The organism is Uliginosibacterium sp. 31-12, from assembly GCF_030548425.1.
Taxonomy (GTDB): domain Bacteria; phylum Pseudomonadota; class Gammaproteobacteria; order Burkholderiales; family Rhodocyclaceae; genus Uliginosibacterium; species Uliginosibacterium aquaticum.
In genome coordinates this window covers 839,868-863,646 of the sequence record NZ_JAUOOA010000001.1, presented here as the reverse complement: position 1 = coordinate 863,646, position 23,779 = coordinate 839,868, and the positions used below count along the sequence as shown (strand labels likewise).

At 60.6% G+C, this 23,779-nt stretch carries 15 protein-coding genes; 8 read left to right on the top strand and 7 right to left on the bottom strand.

The features are described 5' to 3' along the window. The first annotated feature begins 113 nt into the window (after window positions 1–113). Complete coding sequence (hrpA, locus tag Q3Y64_RS04060; protein ID WP_303560203.1) at window positions 114–4,406, top strand: ATP-dependent RNA helicase HrpA; 4,293 nt, start codon at window positions 114–116, stop codon at window positions 4,404–4,406. Window positions 4,407–4,470: 64 nt separating this feature from the next. Then, complete coding sequence (locus Q3Y64_RS04055; RefSeq protein WP_303560202.1) at window positions 4,471–6,402, top strand: C13 family peptidase; 1,932 nt, start codon at window positions 4,471–4,473, stop codon at window positions 6,400–6,402. A 38-nt stretch (window positions 6,403–6,440) separates the two neighbouring features. Here the strand turns inward: Q3Y64_RS04055 and Q3Y64_RS04050 are convergent, their stop codons facing one another. After that, window positions 6,441–6,830: a response regulator gene (locus Q3Y64_RS04050; protein ID WP_254048280.1), complete on the bottom strand. Its 390-nt coding sequence runs from the start codon at window positions 6,828–6,830 to the stop codon at window positions 6,441–6,443. On the opposite strand from Q3Y64_RS04050, the gene Q3Y64_RS04045 reads away from it, so the two are divergent. Next, window positions 6,735–7,049, top strand: coding sequence for a hypothetical protein (locus Q3Y64_RS04045; protein WP_303560378.1), 315 nt, complete (start codon window positions 6,735–6,737; stop codon window positions 7,047–7,049). The genes Q3Y64_RS04050 and Q3Y64_RS04045 overlap by 96 nt on opposite strands. A gap of 58 nt (window positions 7,050–7,107) precedes the next feature. On the opposite strand, the gene prmB is transcribed toward Q3Y64_RS04045, so the two are convergent. From prmB to dapC, 4 genes are all read right to left on the bottom strand, one after another. Then, window positions 7,108–8,064, bottom strand: coding sequence for a 50S ribosomal protein L3 N(5)-glutamine methyltransferase (gene prmB, locus Q3Y64_RS04040; RefSeq protein WP_101943763.1), 957 nt, complete (start codon window positions 8,062–8,064; stop codon window positions 7,108–7,110). A 62-nt stretch (window positions 8,065–8,126) separates the two neighbouring features. Then, window positions 8,127–9,305 carry a PilT/PilU family type 4a pilus ATPase gene (locus Q3Y64_RS04035; RefSeq protein WP_101943761.1) on the bottom strand — a complete coding sequence of 393 codons (1,179 nt, stop codon included), beginning with the start codon at window positions 9,303–9,305 and terminating at the stop codon, window positions 8,127–8,129. A 57-nt stretch (window positions 9,306–9,362) separates the two neighbouring features. After that, window positions 9,363–10,190 (bottom strand): 2,3,4,5-tetrahydropyridine-2,6-dicarboxylate N-succinyltransferase, encoded by an 828-nt coding sequence (gene dapD / locus Q3Y64_RS04030; RefSeq protein ID WP_303560201.1) that lies wholly within the window; start codon window positions 10,188–10,190, stop codon window positions 9,363–9,365. 38 nt (window positions 10,191–10,228) lie between these two features. Then, window positions 10,229–11,413, bottom strand: coding sequence for a succinyldiaminopimelate transaminase (dapC, locus tag Q3Y64_RS04025; protein WP_303560200.1), 1,185 nt, complete (start codon window positions 11,411–11,413; stop codon window positions 10,229–10,231). 133 nt (window positions 11,414–11,546) lie between these two features. On the opposite strand from dapC, the gene smc reads away from it, so the two are divergent. The 4 genes from smc to Q3Y64_RS04005 all read left to right on the top strand — a co-directional run bounded on the left by smc (window position 11,547) and on the right by Q3Y64_RS04005 (window position 19,893). After that, window positions 11,547–15,068: a chromosome segregation protein SMC gene (smc, locus tag Q3Y64_RS04020; RefSeq protein ID WP_303560199.1), complete on the top strand. Its 3,522-nt coding sequence runs from the start codon at window positions 11,547–11,549 to the stop codon at window positions 15,066–15,068. A gap of 45 nt (window positions 15,069–15,113) precedes the next feature. Further along, on the top strand, window positions 15,114–16,238 hold the full coding sequence (locus Q3Y64_RS04015; protein WP_101943754.1) for a cell division protein ZipA C-terminal FtsZ-binding domain-containing protein: 1,125 nt from the start codon (window positions 15,114–15,116) through the stop codon (window positions 16,236–16,238). 9 nt (window positions 16,239–16,247) lie between these two features. Then, window positions 16,248–18,620 carry an NAD-dependent DNA ligase LigA gene (ligA, locus tag Q3Y64_RS04010; protein WP_303560198.1) on the top strand — a complete coding sequence of 791 codons (2,373 nt, stop codon included), beginning with the start codon at window positions 16,248–16,250 and terminating at the stop codon, window positions 18,618–18,620. A 502-nt stretch (window positions 18,621–19,122) separates the two neighbouring features. Continuing rightward, on the top strand, window positions 19,123–19,893 hold the full coding sequence (locus tag Q3Y64_RS04005) for a DUF6250 domain-containing protein (RefSeq protein ID WP_303560197.1): 771 nt from the start codon (window positions 19,123–19,125) through the stop codon (window positions 19,891–19,893). A 75-nt stretch (window positions 19,894–19,968) separates the two neighbouring features. Here Q3Y64_RS04005 and Q3Y64_RS04000 read toward each other — a convergent pair whose 3' ends face one another. Further along, on the bottom strand, window positions 19,969–20,214 hold the full coding sequence (locus tag Q3Y64_RS04000) for a hypothetical protein (protein ID WP_303560196.1): 246 nt from the start codon (window positions 20,212–20,214) through the stop codon (window positions 19,969–19,971). On the opposite strand from Q3Y64_RS04000, the gene Q3Y64_RS03995 reads away from it, so the two are divergent. Next, entirely contained in the window at window positions 20,207–22,075 is a 1,869-nt protein-coding gene (locus tag Q3Y64_RS03995) for a hypothetical protein (RefSeq protein ID WP_303560195.1), read from the top strand. The two genes, Q3Y64_RS04000 and Q3Y64_RS03995, sit on opposite strands and share 8 nt — an antisense overlap. A 147-nt stretch (window positions 22,076–22,222) precedes the next feature. On the opposite strand, the gene nifK is transcribed toward Q3Y64_RS03995, so the two are convergent. Next, entirely contained in the window at window positions 22,223–23,779 is a 1,557-nt protein-coding gene (gene nifK / locus Q3Y64_RS03990) for a nitrogenase molybdenum-iron protein subunit beta (protein WP_170023139.1), read from the bottom strand.

Sequence of the window (23,779 nt, the reverse complement as noted above, 5' to 3'; positions counted from 1 at the left end):
GTGATCCGTTTTGACCGGATCCTGCCGGGCATTTCTCTAGCATCTACAAGTAGTCCGGCCGATAAGTGTGCAGCGGTTAAAATAGCAGCCCTTTGGCCTGCTGGCGTGCCTTGATGTCTTTCCCGGAATTGCCCGATCTGCTCAATCTCGTTCTTACCCGTGACCGGCCGGCCCTGCGTCGCCAACTGCGGGAGCTGAAAGTTCGTGCGTCAAAGGTTGCCGATCTTCCTGACTCTTTGCGTGAGCGTGTAGAGAGATCCATCGCAACGCGCGCTATCCGTCGCGAGAAACTGCCCAAACCAAGCTTTCCCGCTGAGCTACCGGTCAATCAGCGTCGCGACGAGATCGCCAAGGCGATCCGCGAGCATCAGGTCGTCATCATCTGTGGCGAGACCGGCTCCGGCAAGACGACCCAGCTTCCCAAGATCTGCCTTGAGCTCGGGCGCGGTGAAGCCGGCCTGATCGGCCATACGCAGCCGCGTCGTCTGGCTGCGCGCGCGACAGCCGCGCGGATTGCCGAAGAGCTGCAGAGCGAGCTGGGCAGCACCGTTGGCTTCAAGGTGCGTTTTACCGACCACACCAGCGCCGACAGCTACATTAAGCTGATGACTGACGGCATCCTGCTCGCCGAGACGCAGGGTGATCCGCTGTTGTCGCATTACGACACGCTGATCATCGACGAGGCGCATGAGCGCAGCCTCAACATCGACTTCCTGCTCGGCTATATCCGCCAGCTTCTGCCGCGCCGGCCGGACCTGAAAGTGATCGTCACCTCTGCCACGCTGGATGCCGAGCGCTTCGCCAAGCACTTCGCGCAGGGCGACAAGCTCGCGCCGGTGCTGGAAGTGTCTGGGCGTCTGTATCCCATCGAAGTGCGCTATCGCCCGATTGAGGACGAAGAGGAGATTACCTCCAAGCCCTTGCTGCGCGCCGGTGTGCGCACGACCGCGCCGAAAAACCGTAATCCGAATCGCGATCTGTACGAGGGGATTGTCGAGGCTGTGAGCGAGCTGCAGCGCGAGGGGCCGGGAGACGTGCTGGTCTTTCTGCCGGGCGAGCGTGAAATCCGCGAAGCCGCGGAGGCGCTACGCAAGGATCACCTGCCGAGCACCGAAATCCTGCCACTGTTTGCGCGCCAGTCCGCGGCCGAGCAGGCGCGTGTGTTCTCGCGCTCGAACGGACGTCGCGTGGTGCTCTCGACCAATGTGGCCGAAACCTCGCTGACCGTACCAGGCATTCGCTATGTGGTGGATGCGGGGCTGGCGCGGCTGAACCGTTATTCCCACCGCAACAAGGTCGAGCTGCTACAGATCGAGAAGATCGCGCAGAGTGCCGCCAAGCAGCGCGCGGGGCGTTGCGGCCGGGTGCAGGACGGTATCTGCATCCGCCTGTACAGCGAGGACGATTTCAATCGCCGCCTCGCGCACACTGAGCCGGAAGTGCTGCGCTGCTCACTGGCCGGTGCGATCCTGCGCATGAAGTCGCTACGCCTCGGCGCGGTGGAAGACTTTCCCTTTATCGACAAGCCCAGCGGCAAGATGATTGCCGATGGCTACCAGCTGCTCAATGAGCTGGGTGCGGTGGATGATGACAATGAGCTGACGCCGATCGGCCGCGAGCTGGCCAAGATGCCGCTGGACCCGAAAATCGGTCGCATGATTCTCGCCGCGCGGGATCGTGGCGCCTTGCGCGAGGTGCTGGTTATCGCCGCCGCGCTGTCGGTGCAGGACCCGCGTGAGCGTCCGCCCGAGCAACCCGGCACGGCCGATCAGGCGCATGCGCGCTTCCGTGTTGCGCCGGATGATAAGGCCGAGCCGAAGAGCGAATTCCTCTGGTACTGGAACCTGTGGCAGGCCGCCGACGAGGTCTGGCGCCACGAAGGCTCCAGCAAGCAGAAAGCCTGGTGCAAGACGAACTTCCTCTCCTGGCTGCGCATGCGTGAGTGGCGGGACATCCATACCCAGCTGCACGAGTTGTGCGCGGAGCATGGCTGGATTCACAAGACGCCAAAGGGCGAAGCCGCCGAGGCGACTGTGCCGGCCAAGAGCAAGCCCGAAGCCAAGTCCGCTGCGCCTGCGTTGCGCAGTAAGTCCTTCGACAAGCTCAAAGGTCAGATTCAGCAAGCTGAGCCTGCACTGGAGAAGCCTGCCAAACCAGGCGGGCAGGGCGCGTCCTACGAGGCCATCCACAAATCCTTGCTGGCCGGGCTTCTCGGGCATATCGGGGTGAAGATCGAGGATGCGAGCGGGCCTTGGGTGGGGGCTTTCAACGGCGCACGCGGCATCAAGTTCTGGCCGCATCCGGGTTCCTTCATGTCGAAACGCGTGGGTAAGTGGCTGATGGCGGCCGAGCTGATCGACACCAGCAAACTCTTCGCGCGCTGCATCGCCAAAATCGAACCTGAATGGCTGGAGGATGTCGGCGCGCATCTGGTGAGGAAGAGCGTCTACGAGCCGCACTGGGAAAAAGCCAAGGGCGCCGTGCGCGCCTGGGAGCGCGGCGTGCTCCATGGCATCACCCTCTATCCGCGCCGGCCTTGCGGGTTTGACAAGGAAGATCCGGCGCTATGCCGTGAGCTGCTGATCCGTGATGGTCTGGTGGCGGGCGAGATCGATGAAGCGGCGGCGCGCAATATGCCTTTCTTCCAGCACAACCGGCGCCTGATTGCCGAGATCGAGCGCCTGGAACAGAAGATGCGCCGCCCCGATCTGCTGGTCGATGACGCGCTGATCGAATCCTTTTACGACGCGCAGATCCCGGCCGAAGTGACCGATCTGCGCATGTTCGAAGCCTGGCGCAAGCAGGCCGAGCGGGCGAATCCGAAGTGCTTGCATCTGGAACGCGAGCAGCTGATGCGCCACGAAGCCGCAGGCGCGAGCAGCGACAAGTTCCCGGCTGAGCTCGAAGTGATGGGTCAGCGCCTCAAGCTCACATATGTGCACGAGCCGCGCGCCAATGACGATGGCGTCACGCTGACCGTGCCGGTCGCCATGCTCAATCAAGTGCCGGCGAATCGCTGCGAATGGCTGGTGCCGGGCATGCTGGAGGAGAAAGTCACCGCGCTGTTGAAAACAGTGCCGCAGCGCCATCGCCACCGCCTGCAGCCGATTGGCGAGAGCACACGCGCCTTTCTCGATGCCATCGAGGCGGGTGAGTACAAGCCAGACGAGCCGCTGGTGCGCGCGCTGCAGCGCTTTGTCGAGGAGCGGGTGAGTTACAAGCTGGATATGGCCAGCTTCCGCTTTGAGAACCTGAACCCGCACTGCTTCATGAATTTCCGCGTGATCGACCAGCACGGCCGCGTGCTCGACCAGTCGCGCGATCTCGCCGAGCTGCGGCTGAAGCTCAAGGACACGGCCGCCGCTGCCTTCCGCGCCGCGCAGATCGAGGGTTCGATGGGGGCGCAGCTGGCTGCTCTGAATGTGCAGGGCAAGCCTGCGCAAGATGACGAAAGTAGGGTGCGCACTGCGCACGCGGATGCGCCGGGGCAAACGGCGGTGCGCAATGCGCACCCTACAAATGAAATGCTCGACGAAGACGGCCAGCACACGGCCTTCTCCGGCATCACCAGTTGGAGCTTCGGCCCGCTGCCGGAATTGCTGGAAGTGAAGATCGGCAAGCGCAACCTGATCGGCTTTCCGGCCCTGCATGACGATGGCGATTCGGTCAGCTTGCGGCCTTTCGATACCGAAGAGGAAGCCGCCCGCGTGCATCGCAAAGGCTTGGTGCGCCTCTTTGCGCTGAACCTTAAGGATCAGGTCAAGGCGGTCGAGCGTTTGCCCGGCCTGCGCCCGCTGTCCTTGCAATTCATACCCTTCGGCACTGAGGCCGAGCTGAAAGCCCAGCTCATCGAAGCCACGTTGATCCGTACTTGCCTGATGGCGCCACTGCCGGTGAATCCCACCGACTTCAACCAGCGCGTGCTGGAGGCCAAGACCCGCGTCAGCCTGGTCGCGCAGGAACTGATGCGCCTCGTGCAAACGCTGCTCACGGAGCACGCCTCGCTGCAGAAGCGCTTCGCCAACCTCAAGGGCTTCCCTGACTTGTTGGCCGACGTGCAAGGGCAGATCGGCAAGCTGCTGCCCAAGAACTTCCTGATCGCCTATCCCTTCGAGAAGCTCGCGCTCTTCCCGCGCTACCTGAAGGCCATCGACGTGCGCATCGAAAAAATGCGCAACAACCCCGCGCGCGATGTGCAGCTGATGGCTGAGTGGAAATCGCTGGCCGGGCCGTGGGAGCGCGAATGGATCGCCACGCAACGTGGCGGCTTGATCGATCCGCAGCTGGAAGAATTCCGCTGGCTGCTGGAGGAGCTGCGCGTGGGGCTCTATGCGCAAGAGCTGAAGACGCCGATGCCGGTCAGCGTAAAGCGCCTACAGAAGATCTGGGAATCAAGGCCGCGTTGAGCTTGACTTGCCGGGCAGCTCGAAAGCCCGCATCATGCATGCGGAATAACCGGATCTGATGCCAATGAGTGATACGACTTCCCCTGACTGGATCAGGGTAGAGAACAACTCCGCTGAACGCATGCAGCTTGTGGGTGCCTGTACAGTGCGTCTGCAGCGAACGACACGCAGTCGCCCTTGGGTTCTACTGCCTGTGTGGCTCGCGTTGGGGGTGCTTCTGGGATGGCTCTTTGATGAAGAGGGATTGCTCGCCGGAGTGAATGGCCAGGTCTTGACTATCTTCGCCCTGCTGATATGTGGGCTGCAGTTTCTGGTGATGCGTCTGAAGATGAAGCGGCTGGCGGCAGATTTGCCAGCGACTTTTAGTCTGGCGCTGGAGGAAGAGGGCGTCGTCATCGACACGCAGCTTGGCTATAGCCATATCCCTTGGTCCGCGCTCCAGGGAATCGAGTGTAATAGCGGAGGAGCGCTGATCTACCAGAAGGGTTATCGCGCATTTTTTGTGCCTCGGCGCAGCTTTGCGGACGATGCAGATTTTTCAGCCTGGTTGCGCAGTGTGGAGTCCTCTAGTGGCCTCAAGGCCAGCGCATCACCTCCTTTGCCACTGTCATTGCCGGAAAAGCGCGGTTTGCGCGCGCTGGAAGATCTGGCTCAGAACCTTAAGGCGGGCCTCCTGTTCGCTCTTTTTCATAGCAAGGCTGTGGCCAGTCTGCGCGTCTCGATCCTGCAGATTGTGCTGCTACAGGCCCTGGGCTTGTTGATAGGCCTGGTTTACGACCTTTATATGGTTGGACTTGATGGGAGCTTGAACGCCTATGCGCTGCCTTATCAGTCCTTTAGCGTGCTCTGCGTATTGCTGTGTGCCTGGGCTGTATCGAACTGCAGCACCCTGCAAGGCAGGATTTCGGCGGCTGTTCTGGCCTTGCTTGCTTCCGGGTTAGTCATTCAAGCTCCTATGCTGCTCGCTTTCGCGTTATTGCAGAGTACCCCCGCGGCACAGTATCTGGAGGCGCTAAACGGAATCGTCTTAGTGTGGATGGCATTGGTCAGCATCGTGGCACTGGTACGCACTCTGGAATTGTCTGCCGACCAGCGCATGGGGGCAGTGCTCGGGGTGAGCTTCATGTACGTCGTGGCCTTGAGCTTGAATCTGGGGCAGGTTCGTCTGTGGGTGCCAGACTATTCCAGACAGGAAAATGCCAACGCCACCAATCGCTGGGAGGCTACTACTGATGAGGGAGTACTCTACGCTCAACCCGCATTGCTGGAGCGGGCTCTGGCGGCCATTCGCCCCGGACGTGCCGGGGTGCCTGAACTCTATTTGCTGGCGCTTGGTGGTTATGGCGCACAGGATGTTTTCCGGCGTGAGGTTGAGAGCGTCGAAGCCCTGTTTGCAGAGCGTTTCAACACGCAGGGTCGAAGTGTGGTGTTACTGAACAATCCTGCGACCGTTCAGGAGCGGCCCGTAGCCAGCACAATCGCCCTGCAGCGGACGCTGAGTGATATCGGTCGCAAGATGAATCGCGAGGAAGATGTTTTGTTCCTCTTCATGACTTCACATGGCGCGGCTGACCATCATTTTTCGCTTGATCTGTGGCCATTCCGCTTCGGAGAGTTAACGCCACAAAGCCTGCGCGCAGCGCTTGACGAGGCGGGAATCCAGAACCGGGTGATTGTTGTCTCGGCCTGCTATTCCGGCGGCTTCGTTGAACCCTTGCAGGACGCACATACGCTGGTCATGACTGCATCACGCGCTGATCGCAATTCACATGGCTGCAGTCATGCGGCTGACTGGACCTTTTTTGGCAAGGCCTATTTTGACGAGGCATTGCGGCAGAGCCACTCTTTCACTGCGGCCTTTGAGCAAGCGCGCCAGAGTGTTGAACGACGGGAGAAAGAAGAGGGCTTAGAGGCCTCGGAGCCACAGATCTCTGTTGGCTCAGCAATTCAGCCTCTGCTGAATACGCTTGAGAAGACTGGCGCCAGAGGTCTGTAAATGCGTGGCTAAGAGCGTCTAGCCTCAGCTTGGCTGGCTCAATCGGCACGAGACTCGGCCAACTCGTTGTATTCCAGCCAGTAGAGGCCCAATTGGCCTACGATGGTCAGGAAGCGTTCGAAATCGACGGGTTTGCGGATATAGCTGTTGGCGCCAAGACGATAGGCTTCCTGAATGTCGTCTGCTTCGCGGGAGGTGGTCAGCACAACGACTGGCAGGAGGTTGGCGCGTGAGTCCGCCCTGATACGGCGCAACACCTCCAGCCCGTCAATGCGTGGTAGCTTCAGATCCAGAAAGACTACTGCGGGCATGACAGAGGTGTCTCGCCCGGCATGTCGGCCCATGCCGAAGAGATAATCAACGGCATCGACACCATCTCTGGCAACGATAACCTGATTGCTTATCTTGTTTTTGTTGAAGGCCCTCAGGGTGAGCGCTTCATCGTCTGGATTGTCCTCTACGAGGAGGATTGGTCGATCTGTCGCCATCGTGCCTCCCGGCGGCACACAGGTGCCGGTACCGGATCAGTTGCTGCGGTTTGCGGAAATGCTGCGATTACTAGCGGCAGCAGAATGCAATGCTTGAAGCAATTCGGTTTGCCTGATTCATCTGATCCAGTGCGGCGACTTTCGGGCAGTCCGGGGTGAAGCGCTTATTTCTCTGTAAAGGGGCCGGGGTGATCGTGGTTTGCTCCCGGCTCAAGAGTCAGGCAGGAAGCTGATCAGCGCGCAGAAGGAAGACCTTTTCTTCTTCGCTGGCACTGCTCAGCCAGACAAACTCAAGTGCCGGGAAAGCAGCCTCAACCAAATCACGATTGTGACCAACCTCGACTACGAGGATACCTTCATCCGTCAGATGGCGGCGAGCACCGGCAATGATGCGGCGTACGATGTCCATGCCGTCTTCGCCCGCGGCCAGCGCCATACGCGGCTCGTGCAGATACTCTCCGGGCAAGGCCTGCATGGATTCTTCGGTAACATAAGGCGGGTTGCTCAGGATCAGATCATAGCGTTCGTCAGCCAGGGCGTCGAAAACGTCCGATTTGATCAAGCGCACTACATCCTGCAGGCCGTAATCCACTACGTTCTGCTGTGCAACGTCGAGCGCATCGCTTGATAAATCAATGGCATCCACTGCTGCATTGGGGAAATGATGGGCCATCAGGATGGCCAGGCAACCGCTACCCGTGCATAAATCCAGTACACGCGAGACTGATTCTGTTTCCTGAAGCCAGGGTGAAAAGCCCTCACGCAGGAGCTCGAAGCAGAAAGAGCGCGGCACGATCACGCGTTCGTCCACATAGAATCGGAAGTCGCCCAGCCAGGCTTCGTGGGTCAGATAGGCTGCAGGGATGCGTTCCTCAACCCGGCGCTGGAGAATATCCAACACCTCCGCACGCTCCGCGGTCGGGATGCATGCATCCAGAAAGGGTTCCAGGCGATCGATGGGTAGATGCAGCGTGCGCAGCACGAGGTACACCGCCTCATCATAGGCATCTACGCTGCCGTGACCGAAGAAGAGACCGGCGCGATTGAAGTGGCTGGTGGCGTAGCGGATCAAATCGCGGACGGTCACCAACTCCTCCAGCGGGCCATGGTGGTGGTGGTCATGCTCTTCGTGGTCGTGATGATCGCAGTGATCGCCGCAGTCGTGCTCTTGCATGAGGTACTTTCAAAATGCGTGCGGCGCCCCGGGGCGCCGCAAGGTTTCGGGTGGGGCGAGACTCAGCTCGTTTCGTCCATGTGCAGGGTAAACGAACTGAAGGAGGCGCCATCGTCTTCGGCAGGCTCGAATTCAACAATGCTGTCGAGTTGCATGAGCGGCTTCTTGGCGGCTTCCTCTTCCGTTGGCGCATTATTCACGAGCCAGGAGAAGTTGGTCGGAGAATCCGAGTTGGCCAGCGCCTCTTCGAGGGTAATGACCTCTGAGCGATAGAGACGATAGAGATCTTGTTCAAAAGTCTGTGAACCGGGCGCCAGGGATTTTTCCATGGCCTCGCGCACGTCACCAAACTCACCGCGCTCGATGAGCTCAGCAATGTGGCGCGTATTCATGAGGATTTCAGCGGCCGGGACGCGGGAACCATCCGGCTTCTTGACGAGACGTTGCGACACCACGCTGCGCAGGGAGACGGCAAGATCCAGGAAGAGCAGGGGCCGGTTTTCAAGCGGGAAGAAGCTGGTGATGCGGTTCAGTGCATGGTGAGCGTTGTTGGCATGCAGGGTAGCCAGCACCAGATGCCCTGACTGGGCATAGGAGATGGCCGCTTTCATGGTTTCCAGATCGCGGATTTCACCGATCAGGATGCAGTCCGGCGCCTGTCGCATGGCGTTTTTCAGCGCATCATTCCAGCTATGCGTGTCGAAACCGACCTCACGCTGATTCACTACGGATTTCTTGTGGCGGAAGAGATATTCAATCGGGTCTTCCACGGTCAGGATATGCCCCGAAACGTGGGTGTTGCGATAGTCCAGCATCGACGCGATGGTGGTCGACTTGCCGGAGCCGGTTGCACCAACCACCAGTACCAGTCCGCGTTTCTCCATGATGATGTCGTAGAGAACTGGCGGCAGGTTGAGGCTTTCCAGGGCGGGGATTTCACCTTGGATGAAACGCACCACGATTGAAACGCTGTTGCGCTGCCAGAAGAAATTGATGCGGAAATTTCCGAGCCCACGGCGCGAGAAGGAGATGTTGAGTTCCCGGTCTCGCTCAAAGATCGCGATCTGCTCCGGGTTCATGATCTCGTAAGCCATGCGCTGGATGACCGCTGGCTCCATGTGCTGCTGATTGATCGGGATGACAACCCCGTCAATCTTGATATGGATGGGGGCGCCGGCCGATACGAAGATATCGGAAGCATGGCGCTCGGCCATCAGCTGGAACAGCTTGTCGAAGATCATGAAGCCTCTCCCGGATAGACCGGGAGGCCCGCCGGGCCTCCCGCTTTTTATAGCATTTTAGTCGCGAAGCAGCTCATTGATCGAAGTCTTGGAGCGGGTCTGAGCATCCACACGCTTGACGATCACAGCACAGTAAAGCGAGTACTTGCCATCAGCCGAAGGCAGGTTGCCGGAGACAACAACCGAGCCTTCCGGGATACGGCCATAAGTGACTTCGCCGGTGGCGCGATCGTAGATCTTGGTGCTCTTGCCGATATATACGCCCATCGAGATGACGCAGTTGTCTTCAACAATTACACCTTCCACCACTTCAGAGCGGGCGCCGACAAAGCAGTTGTCGCCGATGATGGTCGGGTTGGCCTGCAAGGGCTCAAGCACACCACCAATGCCGACGCCGCCGGAGAGGTGCACGTTCTTGCCGATCTGGGCGCAGGAGCCGACGGTGGCCCAGGTGTCGACCATCGCACCGTCATCCACATAGGCGCCGATGTTCACGTAGGACGGCATCAGCACCACGTTCTTGCCGATGTAGCTGCCTTTACGGGCCACGGCATTCGGCACCACGCGGAAACCGCCGGCACGGAAATCAGCCTCAGAATAGCCGGCAAATTTGGTCGGCACCTTGTCGAAATAACGCACGGCATCGCCACCGTCCATCACCGCGTTGTCATGGGTGCGGAAGTAGAGCAGCACGGCCTTCTTGAGCCATTGATGAGTCACCCAGTCGCCGTTGATCTTCTCGGCGACACGCAGGCGGCCAGCGTCCAGCTCGGCAATCACTTCCTCGATGGCCTTGGCAAGCACGGGATCACAGGCGGTCGGGGTGATTTCGGCACGACGTTCGAAGGCTTCTTCGATGAGGGGCTGCAGCGGATGTTGGGACATTGCGTTTTCCTGATGGTGAAGGGTGTATGTAAACGAAATTACTTGAGGTGATCCACGATGCGCTGCGCAGCGGTCAGGCATTCCTGCCCGGTGGCAACCAATGCGATGCGGATGAAGCCCTGGCCGGGGTTGCGGCCATGTGCCTGCCTTGCAAGATATTGTCCCGGAAGGACCGTGACATTGGTGGCGGCGAGCAGGTCGCGCGCGAATTCGGCATCGTCTCCCGCCGTGCGCGCCCACAGATAGAAGCCGGCATCCGGACGGCTGACTTCCAGCACAGGAGAAAGCAGGGGGACCAGCGCATCAAACTTCTCGCGGTACATCATGCGATTGGCGCGGACATGCTCCTCGTCCTTCCAGGCGGCGATGCTGGCTGCCTGCACGGTCGTGCTCATGGCGCAGCCGTGGTAGGTGCGGTACTTGAGAAAACCGGCCAGAACCTTGGCGTCGCCCGCCACGAAACCAGAGCGCAGGCCCGGCACGTTGGAGCGCTTGGAGAGGCTGGAGAACACCACCAGACGCGGAAAACCGCTGCGCCCGAGCTTATTGGCCGCTTCGAGCGCGCCCAGCGGAGGAAGGGCTTCGTCGAAGTAGATTTCGGAATAGCACTCGTCGGCAGCGATCACGAAACCGTATTTATCCGACAGCTCGAACAGCGCTTTCCATTCATCGAGCGATAGCACACGCCCCGTCGGATTGCCCGGCGAACACACATAGAAGAGCTGCACACGCGCCCATTCGTCAGCCGAAAGCGCATCCAGATCGAAGCCAAAATTGTTTTCCGGTGTTTGATTCAGGAACACCGGCTGGGCGCCGGCAAGCAGGGCGGCGCCTTCATAGATCTGATAGAACGGGTTCGGGCACACCACCAACGCTGCAGGCTTGCTGGCATCGACCACGGCCTGGGCAAAGCTGAACAGGGCTTCGCGCGATCCATTGACCGGCAGAACCTGCGTTGCCCAGTCCAGCGCCGGCAGTCGATAGCGGCGCATGGTCCAGTCTGCAATTGTCTGACGCAAAGCGTCCGTGCCCGCCGTTGTGGGATATACCGCCAGCCCTGAGAAAGCGTCGCTCATGGCCTTGAAGATCAGATCCGGTGTGGCATGCTGCGGCTCGCCGATGGATAGTCGGATTGCCGGTAGATCGACTGGTTTCACGCCATTGAACAAGGCGCGCAGTTTCTCGAAAGGGTAGGGCTGGAGCAGGTCGAGCAGGGGGTTCAAGATTGTTTCGCCAGTGGGTCTTGGTCTGATGGAGAGGCCGGCCGGCTGGAGGCGGGCGAGCCTTGAGCGGGTGCTATTATAGCCCGCCGTTCTGCCCTGAATCCGTCCTTAGCCTTCCGTTACGCTCCCTAAAGTGCGCCTCTCCAAGCTCAAGCTCGCCGGTTTCAAGTCCTTCGTCGATCCGACAACCATCCTGACGCCGGGTCAGCTGGTCGGGATCGTCGGTCCCAATGGCTGTGGAAAATCCAATGTGATTGACGCGGTGCGCTGGGTGCTGGGCGAGACGCGGGCCTCGGCCCTGCGGGGTGAGTCCATGCAGGATGTGATTTTCAACGGATCTACCTCGCGTAAGCCCGTGTCGCGCGCCAGCGTCGAGATGATTTTCGACAATGCCGATGGCAAGGCTGCAGGCCAGTGGTCCCAGTACGCCGAGATTTCGGTCAAGCGCCAGGTGGACCGCAATGGCGGTTCGGACTACTTCATCAATAACGTCGCGGTGCGCCGCAAGGACGTGATTGATCTCTTCCTCGGTACCGGCTTGGGCCCGCGTGCCTACGCCATCATCGAGCAGGGCATGATTTCGCGGGTGATCGAGGCGCGCCCTGAGGAGGTTCGTGCCTTCCTGGAAGAGGCCGCGGGCGTCACGAAGTACAAGGAGCGCCGCCGCGAAACCGAAGGCCGGCTCTCCGATGCACGTGACAACCTGGCCCGGGTGGAAGACATCCGGGCCGAACTCGGCCAGCAGATCGACCGCCTTGAAGTGCAGGCTGAAGTGGCTCGGCGTTACAAGGAGCTGACTTCCCAGTTGGCCCAGAAACAGGTTCTGCTTTGGCGCTACAAGCACACGACTGCCCAGGTCGAGCAGTTCCGTCTGGCCGAAACGATTGCTCAGGCTCAAAGTTCCATTGAAGAGGCTCAGCACAAGCTGGTCGAAACCGAGACTCGCATCACCCTCGCTCGTGAAGCGCATGTGGTGACGAGCGAGGCGGTGAGTTCGGCGCAGGCTGAGCTTTTTGCCATCACGGCGGAAGTTAGCCGTATTGAAGCCGAGCTGAAGAATCTGCGCGACACACATACCCGCCTCTCGCAGCGTGGTAGCCAGTTGCTGCAGGATGAAAGTTTGTGGCGCAGCCGTCAGCAGCAGGCCCAGACGCAGCAGGAAGTTCTCACCGAACAAGGCGTGCTCGCGCAGGAGAGGCTGGAGCTGGCACTTTTGCAGGTAGCCGAGGCCGAGGAGCGTTTGCCCGAAGCGGAGGAAGGCTGGCGTGAAGCGCTTGCCGCCCAGGATGCCGTGCGCCGCGATCTGAGCCTGATTGAGCAGCAACTGCGCGTGGAAGAGACCCGGCGCCTGGCAAGCCAGCGTGCGCTGGAATCCCTTGCCCAGCGTCGGGCGCGCATGGAGGCCGAACGCGGCGCTTTGCAGCCCGAAGATGCGGCCGCGCTGAACGCCCTTGAAGCAGAGGTAGTCGAGCTGATAGCGCAGCAACAGGAAGCCGAACTGCAGCAGGGAGAGGTGCAGACTCAGCAGGGTGACGCTGAAAACGCCGTTCAGGCGAGTCGCCATGCATTGCAAGGCATCAGCCGCAGCCTGACGGAAAAGCGGGCCAGACTGGATGCGCTGCGCGGCCTGCAGTCGAGCCTGCGTGATCAAGGTGACCTGGCGGGCTGGCTGCGCGAAGCAGGGCTTGCCGATGCGGCCCCCTTGTGGCAATCCCTCCAAGTGGAGCCGGGCTGGGAGCTGGCTGTTGAAGCTGTTCTGCGTGAGCGTATTGGCGCGATCGGGCCGCTTGATCTGGACTTTTGTCGCCTGCTCAGCCCCCCGGCGCCTGCGCCGGTAACCCTATTGCGGGCGGCTGGCCAAGCCCCTGCACCGCGTGCACCGTTGTTCGATGCCCCTTTGCTGGAAGAGAAGCTGCGCTGCCAGCGCCCGGAGCTTGCAGCGCTGCTCTCGCACTGGCTGGATGGTGCCTATGCCGTGCCGGCACTCGATACGTGGCTGGCTGCCGGCTCTGTGCTGCCGGCGGGGGTGACCCTGGTGACTCCTGCTGGGCAGATGCTTTCCAGCAGTAGCCTGAGCCTGTTTGCGCCGGATGCGCGGACCCATGGTGCCATTGAACGTCAGCGCGAAATCGAGTTGCTGGAGGCGGAGCTTGAGCCCGCCGAAGCCGCGCAAGAGGCTGCTCGTGCTGCACAGCAGGCGGCAGAAGTGCGTTTGCAGGCGCTGCAGCAGGCGTTGAGTGAGGGACGTCGCACCGTTCAGAGTCTGCAATCGCGTCTGCATGAGCGCCAGCTGGCCTTCGTCAAGGCTCAGCAGGAACAGGCACGACATACCGAACGCATGGAAAAGCTGGCGCTCGAGGCGGCCGAACTGCTCAAACAGGAAGGTATCGAGCATAGCCATCTGGAAGAGGCTGAGCTTGCCAGTGCCTCGGCCGAGGAACGCTTGCTTGCCCAGCAGGATTCGCAGCAGGAGGCGACGGCCCGCAGCAGCCTAGCGGAGGCTGCTTTGCGCGTCGCACGCGAGCAGCTTGCCGCTTCGCAGCGCCTGCGGCATGAAGCCGAGTTTGCCGCGCGCGACAGCAACGCCCGTCTCGATGAGCAGCGCCGCAATGCCGAGCTGGCTCTGGCGCAGCTTGAAAAGCTGGCTGAGGAACGGTTGCAATTGAGTTCCGAGCAGGAAAACCTTGATGACGCAGCCTTGCAATTATCGCTGCAGACCGCGCTGGACCTCCGCCGCCAGCGCGAAGCTACGCTTGCGCTGCGCCGTGAGGAGCTGGAGCGTGCCGGGCAGCACATCAAGCAGCTGGACGAAATTCGCGTGCGCTGCGAACAGGCGCTGGGGCCGCTGCGAGAACAGCTGGCCGACTTGCGTCTGAAGCACCAGGCGGCTGAGCTGGGTTCCACCCAGGCGGCAGAGCGCCTCGGGGAGTTGGGCGCCGAAATCCTGCCACTGGAAGAAACCGTCATGGCTGACATCAAGGAAGTCGCGCTGAGCCGCGAAGTGAGCCGGCTCGGGCGCGAAATTGCCGAGATGGGCGCAGTGAATCTCGCTGCGCTGGCCGAGCTGGAGTCCTCACGCGAACGCAAGCACTTTCTTGATCTGCAGTACGACGATCTGATGCGCGCCATCGGTACGCTGGAGGACGCCATCCGCCGCATCGACCGCGACACCCGCGAGCAGCTGCAAGCCACCTTCCACACGGTCAACAAGCACTTCAGCGAACTTTTCCCGCGCCTTTTCGGTGGTGGGCAGGCTCAACTGGTGATGACCGGCGATGAAATTCTCGACGCTGGCGTGCAGATCGTGGCCCAGCCACCCGGCAAGAAAAACACATCCATCCACCTGCTCTCCGGCGGAGAAAAGGCGCTCACCGCGATTGCGCTGGTGTTTGCAATGTTCCAGCTCAATCCGGCTCCGTTCTGCATGCTCGATGAGGTGGATGCCCCTCTGGACGATACCAATACCGAACGGTATTGCGAGATGGTGCGGCACATGTCTTCCGTTACGCAGTTCATCTTCATCAGCCACAGCAAGATCACCATGGAGCGTGCCCAGCAGCTTGTCGGGGTCACGATGCAGGAGCAGGGCGTTTCCCGGGTGGTCGAAGTGGACATGGAAGAGGCGCTCAAGCTTGCCCAGCCTGCGGCCGCTTGATGCGATAATGCCGCCCTTATTGCACAAACCAACAGCCAAGCCTTCATGATGTCTGGAAACGAACTGCAATACGGTTTGATCGGTCTCAGCGTAATCGCCATTCTTGCCCTGGTGATCTACAACCTGTGGCAGGAGCGCCGCGCCCGCAAGACTGCCGAGCAGGCCTTCCGCTCGACCCATCACGATGTGCTGCTCGACGGTGATGCTGAAGCCGTGATTCCACCGGCGCCCGGGGGGCGTATGGAACCCGGTCTGCAGAGAGATATTCCCAGCGCGGCCAGCCGCGGCAGTGATACACCCGCCATGGCAGCCCGAGCATCGGTACTGCCGCGTCAGCAAGAGCCTTCGCTGCCCTGGGAACTGCAGGCCATTGACTGCGCCGTGAGCATAGAGGCGCCCGCGGGAGTTTCCGCCTCTGCCTTGTATACCGCTCAACAGGAAGCGCTCTCCGGCAACCAGCGCAACTTGGCCTGGTTCGGCTGGAATGACAACGACAACGAATGGTTCGAGATCGACGCGCGCACGCCAGGCAGCATCAATCGCGCCTGCGTCACCCTGCAACTGGCGGACCGCCGCGGCGCGCTGACGGAAAAAGAGCTGGATCGTTTCAATGAACGCCTGGCGCGTGTCTGCGATCAGTTCCTGGCCGTGCCACGCCTGCCGGCTAAGGCCGACACACTGGCCCGCGCTCATGAAATCGACCAGTTCAGCTCCGAAGTAGATATCCAGATCGCGGTGAATGTGGTCAGCGCGGCAGCCCCCTTTGCCGGCACCAAGATTCGCGGTCTGGCCGAAGCTGCTGGTCTGCAACTGGGCAACGATGGGTGCTATCACGCCCTTGATGATGCAGGCCTCGGGCAGTTCGTACTGGCCAACCAGGAAAACACGCTGTTCTCGGTGGAGCAATTGAAGCATCTGCAAACACCGGGTCTGACTCTTGTGCTGGACGTGCCGCGCGCCCTGAACCCAGCATCCACTTTCGAGCGCATGGTGCGTCTTGCCCAGCATCTGGCGGATTCCCTTGGTGGTGTGCTGGTCGATGACAACCGCAATCCGCTTACCGAACGCTCGATTCAGCTGATCCGCAGCCAGATCGGCCAGTTCGAGCTGCAGATGGAGCGCCAGTCCATGCCGGCTGGCAGCCTGATCGCCCTGCGCCTGTTTTCCTGAGGCGTTTCGATGGACCTGTTCTCGCAGGCTGACGACGCGGCGCGCGCAGCCGAATTACGCGATCAGCTCAACCGCTACGCCCATGCCTACTACGTACTCGATGCGCCGTTGGTGCCGGATGCCGAGTACGACCGCCTGTTCCGTGAGCTTCAATCGCTCGAGCGTGCACAGCCCGAACTGCGTACGCCCGACTCGCCCACCCAGCGCGTGGGTGGTCCGGTACTGAAGGAACTCACCCCTGTTCGCCACGCCGTGCCGATGCTTTCCATCGAAACGGAAACCGACACCACTCCGGCAGGCGCCGAGGCGTTCGACGGTCGTGTGCGGCGCAAGCTGGGGCTTGAAGCGCATGAGGCTGCGATCGAATACGCCGCCGAGCTGAAGTTTGATGGGCTGGCGATCAACCTGCGTTATGAGCATGGTGTGCTGGTACAGGCTGCCACGCGTGGGGATGGGGAGGTCGGTGAAGACGTGACCCACAACATCCGCACGGTAGGCTGTATTCCACTGCGCCTGCAGGGGCGGCCGCCCGCCTTGCTGGAAGTGCGCGGCGAGGTCTACATGCGGCGTGACGACTTTGAGCGCCTGAATACTCGCCAGCGCGAGCTGGGTGAAAAAACCTTCGTCAATCCGAGAAACACCGCCGCTGGTGCGGTGCGGCAGCTGGATCCGTATGTTGCCGCACAGCGCCCCTTATCTTTTTTTGCCTATGGCGTGGGCGCGATTGAAGGCTGGCAGGATGCACCGCTGACGCATGCCGCACTCATCGATACGCTAGCTAGCTTTGGCCTGCCTGTGTGTGAACATCGCTGTGTGGCAAGTGGCGCGGCAGGTCTGGTGGCTTTTCACGCCCGCATCGCAGCACTACGCAACAGCCTGCCCTTCGACATCGACGGTATCGTCTACAAGGTCAACAGCCTGACCTTGCAGCGCGAACTGGGTTTTCGCAATCGCGAGCCTCACTGGGCTGTGGCCCACAAGTACCCGGCGCAGGAAGAGCTTACCGAGCTGCTGGATATCGAGGTGCAGGTTGGCCGTACCGGCGCGATCACGCCGGTCGCCCGCCTCAAGCCGGTGTTCGTGGGCGGGGTGACCGTCACTAATGCCACGCTGCACAACGAAGACGAGTTGCGGCGCAAGGATCTGAAGATCGGTGACTGGGTCATCGTGCGCAGGGCAGGGGACGTCATCCCTGAAGTGGTCATGTCCGTCGCCGAGCGTCGCAGCGGCGCCGAGCGCGAGTTCATCATGCCGACGAATTGCCCGGTCTGCGGCAGCCATGTGGTGCGCGAAGAAGGCGAAGCCATCGCGCGTTGTACCGGCGGCTTGGCCTGCCGCGCCCAGCGTGCCCAGGCCATCATGCATTTTGCCGGTCGCCGCATGATGGATATCGACGGCTTGGGTGAGCGCTACATCGAGTCCCTGGTCGAGTTGGGCTATATCGAGCGGATTGCCGACCTTTATGCCCTGACCCTCGACAATCTGCTTGAGATGAAACGCCGCGCGGACGAGCGCGATGGCGTGACACCAGAAACCGTGCAGCAGGGCAAGGTTGCCACGAAGTGGGCCGAAAACCTGATTGATGCGATTGCCGCCAGCAAGCGTCCGCCCTTGGCGCGCCTGCTATTCGCGCTGGGTATCCGGCATGTCGGAGAGTCCACTGCGAAGACTCTGGCTGAGTGGCTGGGGTCGCTGGAGAACGTACGCCGTGCGCCACGTGCGGTATTTGCCTGCCTGCCGGACATTGGCGGGGTGGTGGCGGATTCCCTGCATGAGTTCTTTGCCGAGCCCAATAACGAACGCGTGCTGGACGAGCTGGTGCGTGCTGGCGTAACACCGGTTGATGAACACCCGCCCTCGGCGCGCCTGGCTCAGCAATTAACGATGATCGAGTTGCTGACGCGTCTCGATATCCGCCGTCTGACCCCGGTGCGCGCCCAGCAGCTCGCAGCCCAGGTCAGCAGCCTCTCTGCGCTGGCTGCTTTGACGCCTATCGAGCTCTCTGCGCTGGATTTGCCGGCTGATGTACTCGCAGCGCTCGCCGAATGGCTGGCCATGCCCGGCAAGCCCGATGAGTTGCGTGCGCTTGAGGCTTATTGCAGCCGGATGTTAGCGGCAGCGCCACAACAGGATGCAGGCGTAGCGCCCATGGCCGGCAAGACCTTCGTACTGACCGGCACCTTACCCACGCTGAGCCGTGAGCAGGCCACGGCGCTGATCGAAGCGCAGGGCGGCAAAGTCAGTGGCTCGGTATCGAAGAAGACCAGCTACGTTGTGGCCGGCGCCGAAGCGGGCTCCAAACTCGCCAAGGCTCAGGAGCTGGGTGTTTCCATTCTTGATCAGAACGGACTGCTGACGCTGCTGGGCGTGCCAGCGCCCTGAACTTTCGGCGACCGGCCTGGATGCCGTGCCTGCGCATTGGCTGCGTATCAACACGGCTTGCAATGGGCGGGTTATGGATTCTGGTTTCGTTCCTGTCCCTGTACACATCTCCGACCTCCCGCTCGGGCACCACGCTTTCAAAACTGGCTGGAGTTTCTTTTCTTGAATATTCACTCCTGAATCACGCTTATCCATGTAAATGGATAAATGCTTATTCGAATATGGATAAAGCTCCCATGGATTGAATATCTTTCAATTCTTTAAGTATTTAGTGCTGGCTTTTTCGTGGGTTTAAATGTCGATTCAATTTGATTTTGTTTCTGACTATTAAATCTTCGAAAGGTTGGTAATGTCCTTATCCAGGGAGTCTGTATTCCTTGCAAAAATTCTGATGATTTCCTCTCTCTGCCTGAGCGTTGTAGCGTGCGGTGGCGGCAGTGATGAAAGGAGTCCGGAAGCAGTGTCGTCATCCTCTTCAAGTCTGGCTGCCAGCAGCGCATCCGTGGCGTCTAGCAGCAAGTCTTCTTCAGCCGCCAGCAGCGCCGCAGTTTCGAGCGGTCTATCCTCCTCCAGCAGCTCGGTGAGCGTGCTGGCCTCGGATGATTTCACCCAGGGCCTGAGCCTGTGGAAGGTGGAGCAGGAGGACGCTACCGGTACGGTGACCGCCGCCAATGGCGTGCTTGATATTGTCCAGCCTGCCGGAGCCACGCTGTGGTTCAAACAGAAATTCTCGGGTGACTATGAGATCCGCTTTACGGCCACGCCGATTCCTTACACGGTGACGGTGAATGGCAAAACCTACACGGAGCGCATTTCCGATCTGAACATGTTCTGGAACGCGGTTGTGCCCACCGGTAGTGATCCGGACCCGACCCATCTGACGCTGGATGGCAAGCTGGCTTCCTATAACCCGCTGACGCTGTATTACGTTGGTTTCGGCGCCAACAGCAATACCACCACGCGTTTGCGCCGCTATGACGGAACCGCCACCCGACCGCAGATCACCGGCTATGCCACGGCTGCCAGCCGAACCGCCGACGACACTGCTGGTGACATGACAGCCGCCACCAGCCTGGTCGCCAATACCCCGGTCCAGGTGCGTGTGGTGTCGCGTGCCGCCACTGCCAGCGATCCGGCAACCCTCAAGTGGTATGCCAATGACAAGCTCGTGTTCAGCTACGCAGACGCCACGCCCTTCCTCTCCGGCTGGTTCGGTTTCCGCACCACCGTGAGTCACTGGAAGCTGTCCGGCTTCTCGGTCGTCGCCCGCTAGACGCACCAACCCCCGCTGTATCCATTCCGGCAGCCTGGTTCGCCAGGCTGCCCGGGACTTTATTTGCCCTGAGATTCATACAATGAGCCTGCATCCACTCTCCCGACCTCTCCTTGTTTCCGTCTTGTTCTCGTCATTGCTGGCCGCTTGCGGTGGGGGCACTACAGACAAAACCAGCGGAGAAGCTGCCAGCACTTCCGCCGCCACTTCAGCAGCCGCCTCCGGCAGCTCGACGGCTTCTTCTTCAAGCGCCGCCACATCCTCTTCCGGTGCTTCAGAAATCTCTTCCAGCAGCGCTTCATCGGCCGCGCTGGTGTACAACGACAGCGTTGAGAGCGAAACCACGGGCGCGATCTATCAGCGCGCCAGCTCGCGTCTGGTGGAGAAACTTGATCGCGGCCTGATAGCGGTTCGCTCCGGCACCGGATGGCAGCTTTCGTGGCGTTTGCTTGGCACGGAGTACGGCGCTGATGTGGCTTTCAACGTCTACAAGAACGGCCAGCGCCTGAACTCCGCTCCGATTACGGACCGCACCAACTTCCTGGATGAAACTGCTGGCGAAGGGAACTACAGCGTACGGGCGATCTTTGATTTGCGTCGCGTGCTGGCAGCTAGCAAGCCCGCCCTCAAGCTCGAGAACGGCTATCTGAACATTCCGCTCAAGGCTGTACCGACCGGAGTGCCGGCCGATTATTACGTGCAGCACGCGTGGCCGGCGGATCTGGATGGGGACGGGCGCTATGAGTTTGTCGTGGCGCGTCTGCCTTATAACGACAAGTCAGGGCTACCTTGCTATGTCGAGGCCTACTCGCTGGAAAATGGTTTCCTGTGGCGGGTGGATATGGGGGGGAATTCCTATACCCAGGCGGCCGGCATCGGTGCCAATGATTCGCCGCCAGCCTCGATCAGTGGCTTTGGAAATATCGCCGGCTACCGCAACGATGACATGCTGACCGTGTTCGATCTGGATGGCGATGGCAAAGCAGAAGTGCTGGTGCGTACCGCTACCGGTACGACCTATGCCGACGGCAGTACGATCACCTCCACTGCAGCCAGTGACCAGTTCATCTCGGTCATCCGTGGCAGCAGCGGTACCGAAATCACGCGCACGCCGGTCACCGATCTGCTGGAGCACGGTCCGGCCGGCGGGCAATTCGGTATTGCCTATCTGGACGGAGTCCATCCGAGTCTGGTCACCCAGCTGACCACGCGTGGCCTGCCGGCCAAGAAGGGGATCTTCCACTTCATGGTCGCGGCGTGGGATTTTGATGGCAAGACACTGAGCAGTCGCTGGAAATGGTTTGCGGATAACGAGAAAACCGTCACCACCGTACCGGAGCGCTTTCACCAGATCCGTGTGGTCGATCTTGATGGTGACGGCAAGGATGAGTTCATCGGAGGCAATTACGCGCTCAACAGCGACGGCACACTGCGTTACGTTGTTGACGGCGTGGGTCACGGCGATCGCTTCCAGATCGGCGATTTCGATCCCTCACACGCGGGGCTGGAAGGCTTCGGCATCCAGCAATCCGAGCTGGGCATCTGGAGCAAGTTCCCGTGGTACTTCTACGATGCTTCGTCCGGCACCCGTCTGATCACGGGCCAGCATCCGCCCTATGTGGCCGAGCTTGCCTATGACGTGGCGCGTGGTTCCGCAGCAGACATCGATCCGAATCATCCGGGCTATGAATTCTGGACCAGCCTTACCGACAGCACACTGCCATCGTCCGGTCTCTTCAACGTGAAAGGCGAGCGCCTGACCTACAAGGCCCCGGGCGCAAACTTCCGAATCTGGTGGGATGGTGATGAAGGCTCGGAGCTGCTCGATGGCGCGCAGCAGGGCGCGGCTTACGTCGGCAAGTGGGATCCGGCCACGGAATCGGTGCAACATCTGTTCGACCCGACCGGTGTGATCCTCTCCTGGCGAGCGGCTCCGCCCTTCTATGGCGATGTGCTGGGCGACTGGCGCGAAGAGATCCTGCTCGAAACCAGTGATCGCACCGCCTTGCGGCTCTACAGCACCCCCACGCCGAGCAGTAAGCGCTTCTACACTCTGGCGCACAACCCGGAGTACCGGCTGAGCCTTACCGTGCGGGGCTACCTGCAATCCACCTTCGTGGATTACTACCTGGGCTACGGCATGACGCAGCCGCCCCAGCCGGCGATCCGGATCGCACGCTGAGCCCATGCGATGAGGGCAGGGCGCTGGCAAAGTCTTGCTCAATGAAGACTGTCTTGCATAGGCGTCAGGCCATAAATAAAGCGGGCTATCCGGATGGATAGCCCGCTTTTAACGCTTCAGGCAAACGGCGCTTTGCGCCGCTTGTGATCAGCGGATGATGTCGTAGGAGTAGTCGGTCTTGCCGGCGACGATGGTGTTGGCATCCAGCGTTTCGAAGTACTCGTCGAGCAGATCCACCAGCACGCGCATGCCGCCTTCGTAACCCCAGATCGGACGCACGTGGTAGTGGTGACGATCGAAGATCGGGAAGACCATGCGGATCAGCGGGGTGCCGGTATCGCGCTCAAGGTACTTGCCATAGGTGTTGCCGATCAGGAAGTCCACCGGCTCGGTGAAGAGCAGGGAGCGCAGGTGCCACAGATCGCGCTTCGGGTAGGCCTTGCAGGCGGCACCGTATTGCGAACTGGCGAACAGGGTGTTCATCTTGGCTTCCCAGTCCTTCTCACCATTGGTCGCCACCACATGCGCGGGCTCGGCACCGAGTTCGAGCAGGAACTCGGAGAGGCCCAGCAGGAAGTCCGGATCACCGTACAGGGCGTAGCGCTTGCCGTGCAGGTGAGCCTGACTATCAGCCATTGCATCGACCAGCAGACCGCGTTCCTTTTCCAGCTGGGCCGGGATCGGCTTGCCGGTGAGGCGCGAGATCTCCATCAGGAAACGGTCGGTGCCGGCAACGCCGATCGGGCTGTTCAGCACTACGACTTCCTGGCCATGCTCACCGATGAACTTGGCCGTCTTCTCGCAGGAGAATTCCTGGAAGATGATCGTTGCCTTGGCGTTGAGCGCACGCTCGACGGTTTCCTTGGTGGTGCCGCCTTCGTACATCCGGAACTCACCATCGGTGGGGGTGTTCCACACTTCCGACGGATCACAGATGACGTTGTACTCGACCCCGAAGAGATCCATGATGCGCTTGATCTCTTTCATGTTGCCGACCACGAAGCCATCGAAGCCGCCGATGAAGTTGATGGCTTCGCCCGGCACGCGGGTCAGTTTCGGTGCGGTGTCGGCCTTGCCATCCCAGAAGTGCTTGAGCACGCCCAAGAGCGCATTGTCGTAGCCAGTGATATGGCTGCCAACGAAGGCCGGGGTGTGGGCGAAGGGCACGTCGAACTCCTGCGGCACGCTGCCCTTTTCCTTGGCGGTCTTGATGAATGCGTTCAGATCGTCACCGATCACCTCGGCCATGCAGGTGGTGGACACGGCGATCATGTCCGGCTGGTAAAGGTTGTAGGTGTTGGCGAGGCCATCGATCATGTTGTTGAGCCCACCGAACACGGCTGCATCTTCAGTCATCGACGAAGACACGCAGGAGGTCGGTTCCTTGAAGTGGCGCGAGAAGTGCGAGCGGTAGTACGCCACGCAGCCTTGCGAGCCATGCACGAAGGACAGCGTCTTGTGGAAGCCGTTGGCAACATACACGGCCCCCAGCGGCTGGCAAGCCTTGGCCGGGTTGACCGTGAGGCCTTCGCGGGCAAAGTTCTTCTGCTTGTAGTCCTCGGTCTTCGTCCATTGGACGATTTCCTGGATCTTGGCGTCCGAGTGGTTGAACTCGAAGGCCTTCTTGTTGGCGAGCATGTCCTGATACTCAGGCTCGCGGAAGAGGTTCTCGTGGTCAATGACCTTGTCGGCTGATTGGGGCAT

Coding starts and splice junctions, on each gene's coding strand:
- hrpA (WP_303560203.1), top strand. CDS start 114: ATGTCTTTCCCGGAATTGCCCGATCTGCTCAATCTCGTTCTTACCCGT.
- Q3Y64_RS04055 (WP_303560202.1), top strand. CDS start 4,471: ATGAGTGATACGACTTCCCCTGACTGGATCAGGGTAGAGAACAACTCC.
- Q3Y64_RS04045 (WP_303560378.1), top strand. CDS start 6,735: ATGTCGGCCCATGCCGAAGAGATAATCAACGGCATCGACACCATCTCT.
- prmB (WP_101943763.1), bottom strand. CDS start 8,064: ATGCAAGAGCACGACTGCGGCGATCACTGCGATCATCACGACCACGAA.
- Q3Y64_RS04035 (WP_101943761.1), bottom strand. CDS start 9,305: ATGATCTTCGACAAGCTGTTCCAGCTGATGGCCGAGCGCCATGCTTCC.
- dapD (WP_303560201.1), bottom strand. CDS start 10,190: ATGTCCCAACATCCGCTGCAGCCCCTCATCGAAGAAGCCTTCGAACGT.
- Q3Y64_RS04015 (WP_101943754.1), top strand. CDS start 15,114: ATGATGTCTGGAAACGAACTGCAATACGGTTTGATCGGTCTCAGCGTA.
- ligA (WP_303560198.1), top strand. CDS start 16,248: ATGGACCTGTTCTCGCAGGCTGACGACGCGGCGCGCGCAGCCGAATTA.
- nifK (WP_170023139.1), bottom strand. CDS start 23,779: ATGCCCCAATCAGCCGACAAGGTCATTGACCACGAGAACCTCTTCCGC.